Genomic DNA, 6659 nt, shown 5'->3' with positions numbered 1-6659 from the left:
TCCGGCAAATCGTTCAGACTTGGCAAGAAAATCAGGCTCGCATCGCCCACCGTGCCCTTGGGAAGTCTACCATCACCAAACGTTGCACTTGCTTTGACAATTCAAGGGCAAAATTTACAGATTCTTTGCAGAAATCAGGCGCGTAAAAGATAGACTGTCTGGCCCTGAATTTTTGAGCCTGAAAGCTGCATCATGTCTGAGTAAAACAGCTCAGACATGGCGAGAAAAACCGGCAAATAGCTCAGACTTGGTGCACTTTTCCGGCAAATCGTTCAGACTTGGCAAGAAAATCAGGCTCGCATCGCCCACCTGGCGAGAAACCCGGTTCATTCCCAGCGTTTCCGCACAAGAAACCCGGTATCCACACGAAATGGATACCGGGTTGAAATCACTTGCGACTCGCGCTCGCACGCACGTTTGACCTGCAGTATTGCCGTCGTCGCCCGCGCGCGTTTGACCTGCGGCGTTGCCGTCGTCGCACGCACGGCTGACCTGCGGCGTTACAGGTTGAAGTCACCGCCGAAGATGTCGGAGACAGGGCGGTCGGTGTAGACAGCGTAAATTGCCTCGGCAATCTCGTTTGCAATGGTAATCGTCTTAATTTTGGAGCCTTCCTGGTTTGCTGCTGGGCAAGGAATTGCGTCAGTAACCACGCACTCCTCAATTGGGGCGCTATTGAGGCGCTCAATTGCAGGACCAGAGAAGATGCCGTGGGTAGCACAGACGTAGATGTCGCCTGCACCCATTTCCTTCAGCTTCACAACGGAAGCGCAGAGGGTGCCTGCGGTATCAATCATGTCGTCGTTAACGATGCAGGTCTTGCCCTTGATATCGCCAATGATGCCCATAACAGCACTCTCGTTGTGGCGAGGACGGCTCTTGTGAGCAATTGCAAGACCACAGTCAAGGTAGTCGGAAAGCTTTTTAGCTGCTTTTGCGCGACCCATATCGGGGGAGACAACAACGGTATTCTCCCAGTCAAATGGCTTGCTCTTAAAGTAATCGCCCAGAAGGTAGAGAGCAGTCAGGTGAGAAACAGGAATGTCAAAGAAGCCCTGGATTTGACCCTGGTGCAGGTCAAGTGTGATGACGCGGTCAACGCCAGCGTTCTCAAGTAGGTTTGCCATCAGACGAGCGGTAATAGGCTCGCGAGCAGCGGCTTTGCGGTCCTGACGAGCATATGCGTAGTGAGGGATAACTACGGTAAAGCTGTTAGCAGATGCGCGCTTTGCAGCGTCAGCAACAATCAGCGTTTCCATAACCAGGTCGTTGACGTTGACACCTGCCAAAGACTGAATGAAGAAGACCTCGTCGCCGCGGACAGACTCGTCAAAGCGAGCGTAGATTTCTCCGTTAGCAAACTTCTCGAGGAGAAGACCTTGTAGCTCTAGGTGAAGAATGTCTGCAACCTTACGAGCCAGTTCAGGGTTACCTGTACCGGTGTAGAGCTTGATATTTCTAGCAACTAACAGTGGTTCACTCAGGTTCTCGAACATCTAGTCCTCTTTCTCAAGCTTGTGACGCCTCTGGGCGGCGTATCCCTCAACAATTTTCTGCTCAGAGCGCTCGAGTGCAAGCGCATCTGCTGGTACATCCTTTGTGATGCACGAACTTGCCCCCACAAGTGCGCCATCACCAATTGAGACAGGTGCCACCATCATAGTATCGGATCCAACAAAGACGTTGTTGCCAATGTGGGTCTTGAACTTGTGGTAACCGTCGTAATTGCACGTAATTGAACCTGCGCCAATGTTGACGCCAGAGCCCATGGTTGTGTCACCAATGTAGGAGAGGTGAGGAACCTTGGAGCCCTCGCCGATAGTTGAATTTTTGATCTCAACGTGGGTGCCAGCCTTGGCGTGAGGCATGAGGTGTGTGCCTGGGCGCAGGTACGCGCGAGGACCGCAGGTAGCAAAGTCATCTACCTGTGCGTTGATAGCTACAGTCTCGTCGACAACAGCGTCGTTGCCAACAATTGTATCGGTCAGACGAGTGTTAGGACCTACCACGCAATTCTCGCCAATTGAGGTCTTGCCGTAGAGCATAGTCTGCGGGAGAATCTCGGTGTCCATGCCAAGCGTGACCTCGGGGCCAATCCAGACGGAAGTTGGGTCCAGCATGGTGACACCCTGGCTCATCCAGTGCTCGTTGATGCGCTCCTGCATGATGCGGGTAGCAACGGCAAGCTCGGAGCGGGAGTTAACGCCCAGCGCCTCTTTGTAGTCGTCAACGTGGACGGCAGCAACAGGCTCGCCCTGGCTTACATAGAGACCTACCATGTCGGTGAGGTAGTACTCGCCCTGCACGTTGTCATTGCCGAGAAGATCGATGTTTGCGGTCAGTCTTCCGCCACAGAAGCAGTACACGCCAACGTTGCATTCACGCTCTTGCTCGCGCTGCTCTGGCGTAGCATCCTTGTGCTCAACAATGGCAGTTACCTGGCCGTTAGAAGAAATGACGCGACCATATCCGGTTGGATCTGGGGGCGTCATTGTGAGTACCGTACATGCGTTGTGATGAGCTTTAGTTTCTGCAACAAGGTCGAGAATAGACTGTGCGCGCAACAGAGATGCGTCACCGTTGATAACAACAACGGGTCCCTTGAAGCCACCAAGAGCATCCTTAACAACCTTGACGGCGTGGCCGGTGCCAAGACGCTCAGTCTGGGCAACATACTCAAGGTTAGGGAAGCAAGAAAGTGCAGATTTAACCTCGTCAGCGTGGTTACCAACAACCACAATGACGCGGTCAGCGCCAGCAGTAATTGCAGCGTTGACACTCCACCAAACAAGTGGTTTATCTAGTAATTTGTGCACAATCTTAGGGTGGTGGGACTTCATGCGCGTTCCCTCGCCTGCAGCGAGGACAATCGCAGTAAGTGGCATACGTAAGCCTCCAAAGTACTTCGTATTACTCGATACGAGTGCGTCCCTACACAAAAGTTGCGTAAAAAATGGCTGGGGTAGTAGGATTCGAACCCACATTCCAGGCACCAAAAACCCGTGTCCTAACCGTTGGACGATACCCCAATGTAATCACTACGTTGGTTTTGTCCGCAACTCTACTAAGTGTATCAGCTTAGCGAGGCAAATGCTCCACAAATTGCATCAAGAACAAGAACTGCTAAAGTCTGCGCGTCTGCGGTAGTAAATGAACCGTCAACGTTTGTTCCTTCAGGCAGCACAATCTTGATAGGGGAGCCCGTTGCATCAGCAGACTCTATAGCAGTGCGCAGTCTTGCTGGCAGCGTCTCGTTCTCCTCCATAGAAACAGAGCCAATACCCACCTGTCCGCGAGCGGGCATACTTGGGGCATAAGCCGTGGTCAGAACCAAAATGGTAGCTGCATCAGTAGGAGAGTCGGCGCGATCAATCATGGTCATGCCGCTTGCCTCGGTAGTTGCCTTAGAAAGGTTATACACGCGGGCGGCCACGTTTCTAGAGATGGGATCTTCTCCCGTAATTGCAATGCAGGTGGTCTCAAGAACGTTTGCTGCACGTGCAAAGCCCATAGGACCCTGTGGGTGAGGGCCTTTTGCCTGCTTACCAGACCAAACGTGGCGCAGACGCTCAATAGCGTCGAGGGTATCCTGGAATGCCATACCGTCAGCAAGCTCGCCGACGCTTTCCTGGAAGAGCTTAACGGCCGCCTCGGTGTGAACACCGTAATGGCCATCAACTTTTCCGCACGAGAAACCCAAGATGTTGAGACGCTCTTGCAGCTGACGCACGTCATTGCCGTGAAAGTTAGGAAGACGCAGATAGAGGGTTCTGTCTCCTAGCTCATAGCCCTCATCGACCATGATTGCCCAGGTAGAGGCATCTACTTCTTCTCCAAGAGAAAGGTCATGGTCAAGCCTAAAGCGCGCAACCGCGCGAGCAGTTGACTTGCCAAACGTGTGGCTCTGGCGCTCATCGTCTTCGATGGTGTAGCCAAGCTTTACGAGGCGTTCCTGAATGTCTTCAACGGCAGCACCAGTGCTACCAGGAGTAATAGGATCCATAATTACCTTTCTCGGTTCACAAAGAAGTCTGCCATAGACAAAAGTGTGTCGCGAGCGTCTTCAGTAAGTATCACGTTTTCAAGTACGTGCTTTGCCTCATCAACTAAGGCAAGAGCGTGCGTGCGGACAAATTTTATCGCATTAGCGCTTTCCATAAGCTCCACAGCGCGCTGAAGCTTTAAAGTATCGCCTGTATGCGCAGAAAGTATGGAGACAAGCTCTGTCTTTTCTTCCGAGCCAAGATACTCGAGCGCGTAGACCACGGCGAGCGTGCGCTTACCTTCAGTGATGTCTGATCTAAAGTCTTTGCCCTGTACCTGGGCGTTTCCGACCAGGTTAAGAAGATCGTCTTGCAGCTGGAAGGCAAGGCCTACCTTAAGACCAAACTCTTTGAGTGCGTTAAGTGTATTCTGGTCAGCCCCACCGATTAGCGCGCCTAGTACCAGGGGATATGCAGCAGAGTAATAGGCGGTCTTGGAGAGCGCCATAAAAAGATACTGCTCAGAGGTAACATCCCAACGCTCGTTTTGAGCCCAACCAAGGTCAAGCGCCTGACCCTCAAGGGTGTGCTCCTGCATGGCGAGAAGGGCGTCGATAACGCGAACTTTAAGCTGGTCAGAGAGGTGGTCGGCTACGGTAACGCGTCTGACAACATTGACCAGCGCAGAATCACCGACATTGATGGCAAGCCCAGTACCAAGTGTCTTGTAGAGGCACTTCTCGCCACGGCGCAGCTCTGACTTGTCTGCAATGTCATCGTGGATAAGGGCCGCCGACTGGAAGTCCTCGATGGCGCAGGCCACGGGCAGAGCGGCTTCGGCCAAGCCTCCAACAGCCTCGGCGCCCAGGCAGCAGAGGACCGGACGCACGCGCTTGCCGCCGCCCGCGCTGAAGTGAGCGAGTGGCTGGTAGAGGTAGGTGTTCAGGTCCGCGCGGGTGCGCTCCGAGGGCGTGGACGTTGCCGCCGTGGACGCCGCGGGTGCCGCGGGTGCTGCGGGCGCTGCAGATGCCGCGGGGAGTCCGCGCATGATCTCTGCCTCGACGGCAGGGAGCTTTTGTGTGAGGTAGTCGGCGAAGTTCACGGAAATCCTAGCCGCGATAGCCGTCTGGGTTCATCGACTGCCACTTCCAGGAGTCGCGGCACATGTCGGCGAGGTCGTACTGAGCCTTCCAGCCAAGCATGTCGGCAGCTTTCTGGCAATCGGCGTAGTTAGTAGCAACGTCTCCAGCACGACGAGGCTCAATAACGTAAGGAATCTCTTTGCCACAAGCCTTTGAGAATGCCTTAATAACGTCAAGTACAGAGCTACCAGTACCGGTTCCTAGGTTGAAGATCTCAACTCCCGTGCGACCAGCCATCCACTTAAGTGCAGCTGCATGACCAGAAGCAAGATCGCAGACGTGAATGTAGTCGCGAACGCCCGTGCCATCTGGGGTGTTGTAGTCGTTGCCAAAGACGTGAACAGCTTCGCGCTTGCCCACAGCAACTTGAGCCACATAAGGCACCAGGTTGTTTGGAATACCTGCAGGGTCTTCTCCGATAAGTCCAGACTGGTGAGCGCCAATAGGATTGAAGTATCTAAGTAGGACAACATTCCACTCTGGGTCAGAGGTGTGAACATCGGTCAAAATCTGCTCAATCATCCATTTAGTCCAGCCATAAGGGTTGGTTGCGTTCTTCTTGGGGCTTTGCTCGGTCAGAGGAAGGCTATCTGGATCTCCATAAACCGTTGCTGAGCTCGAGAAAATAATTGACTTGCAGCCATGGTTTCTCATGACATTAAGAAGGGTGAGGGTATTACCCAGGTTGTTCGTGTAGTATTCGATAGGCTTGGCAACGGACTCACCGACAGCCTTGAAGCCAGCGAAGTGAATGACAAAGTTAATGGCGTGCTCATCAAAGATGCGGTTGAGTGCATCTGCATCGTTGACGTCTGCCTCGTAGAACGAAAGGCGCTTAGCGTTTTCTTCTCCCACAATGGTTTTGATGCGATCGATAACCTTTGCCGAAGTATTGGAAAGGTTATCAACAATAACAGCCTCGTAGCCGGAATTGAGCAGTTCAACAACGGTGTGGCTGCCAATAAAGCCCGCGCCGCCGGTGACAAGTACGCAGGAATTTTGTGGAATCAGAGCGTCAGACATATCAATCCTTTCGTAGACTATATCGTCATAAGTATACGGCTTTTCTGCGCAGCGTTGTGCGGTACGAGCACGCGGGTTTCTCGTCAGGTGTAGCTGCGGGCGTACGGGTTTCTCGCCAAGCGCTCCTTTCTGGCATCACGCGCCTACCGTTCACTATGCGCGCCTAACTTTCACTATGCGCGCCTAAAAAGTGCAAAGAATCTGTATTTGAGGCACCGATTCTTTGACAAAATCAGGCAAATCCACCGATTCTTTTACTTATTTAGGCAAAAGTTACAGATTCTTTGCAGAAATCAGGCTCGTTCTAACTAGGGTGCTGTCTCCAAATTTTGCGAGCCTGAAACCCCCACCATGTCTGAGTAAATTTACTCAGACTTGGCGAGAAAAACCGGCAAATAGCTCAGACTAGGCGTGTTTTTCAGGCAAATCGTTCAGACATGGCGAGAAAATCAGGCTTACAGCAGGCTCGCGCCAGCTCACGCCACCCGTCTGGCGAGAAACCCGTCTACTC

General features: G+C 52.9%; 5 protein-coding genes and 1 tRNA gene. All 6 read right to left on the bottom strand.

Going from position 1 to position 6659, the window contains the following annotated elements; all coding sequences use genetic code 11:
• Positions 1–500 precede the first annotated feature (500 nt).
• Positions 501–1496 (bottom strand): ribose-phosphate diphosphokinase, encoded by a 996-nt coding sequence (locus HMPREF1492_RS05830; protein ID WP_035436914.1) that lies wholly within the window; start codon positions 1494–1496, stop codon positions 501–503.
• Positions 1497–2885, bottom strand: coding sequence for a bifunctional UDP-N-acetylglucosamine diphosphorylase/glucosamine-1-phosphate N-acetyltransferase GlmU (gene glmU, locus HMPREF1492_RS05825; RefSeq protein ID WP_035436911.1), 1389 nt, complete (start codon positions 2883–2885; stop codon positions 1497–1499).
• A gap of 69 nt (positions 2886–2954) precedes the next feature.
• Positions 2955–3029 (bottom strand) — tRNA-Gln (locus tag HMPREF1492_RS05820).
• A gap of 44 nt (positions 3030–3073) precedes the next feature.
• Entirely contained in the window at positions 3074–4003 is a 930-nt protein-coding gene (locus HMPREF1492_RS05815) for a peptidoglycan-binding domain-containing protein (protein ID WP_035427969.1), read from the bottom strand.
• A 2-nt stretch (positions 4004–4005) separates the two neighbouring features.
• The gene (locus HMPREF1492_RS05810; RefSeq protein ID WP_035436908.1) at positions 4006–5085 is read right to left on the bottom strand and encodes a polyprenyl synthetase family protein; all 1080 of its coding nucleotides are present in this window, start codon (positions 5083–5085) and stop codon (positions 4006–4008) included.
• 7 nt (positions 5086–5092) lie between these two features.
• Entirely contained in the window at positions 5093–6148 is a 1056-nt protein-coding gene (gene galE, locus HMPREF1492_RS05805; RefSeq protein WP_035436906.1) for a UDP-glucose 4-epimerase GalE, read from the bottom strand.
• Positions 6149–6659: the final 511 nt, after the last annotated feature.

It is taken from the genome of Atopobium sp. BS2 (assembly GCF_000565075.1).
Taxonomy (GTDB): domain Bacteria; phylum Actinomycetota; class Coriobacteriia; order Coriobacteriales; family Atopobiaceae; genus Lancefieldella.
The sequence above is the reverse complement of the archived record's forward strand: the minus strand, read 5'-3'. Positions and strand labels throughout refer to the sequence as shown.

What these genes read in the sequence shown, in the direction of transcription:
- HMPREF1492_RS05830 (WP_035436914.1), bottom strand. Translation starts at nt 1,496, where the DNA reads ATGTTCGAGAACCTGAGTGAACCACTGTTAGTTGCTAGAAATATCAAG.
- glmU (WP_035436911.1), bottom strand. Translation starts at nt 2,885, where the DNA reads ATGCCACTTACTGCGATTGTCCTCGCTGCAGGCGAGGGAACGCGCATG.
- HMPREF1492_RS05815 (WP_035427969.1), bottom strand. Translation starts at nt 4,003, where the DNA reads ATGGATCCTATTACTCCTGGTAGCACTGGTGCTGCCGTTGAAGACATT.
- galE (WP_035436906.1), bottom strand. Translation starts at nt 6,148, where the DNA reads ATGTCTGACGCTCTGATTCCACAAAATTCCTGCGTACTTGTCACCGGC.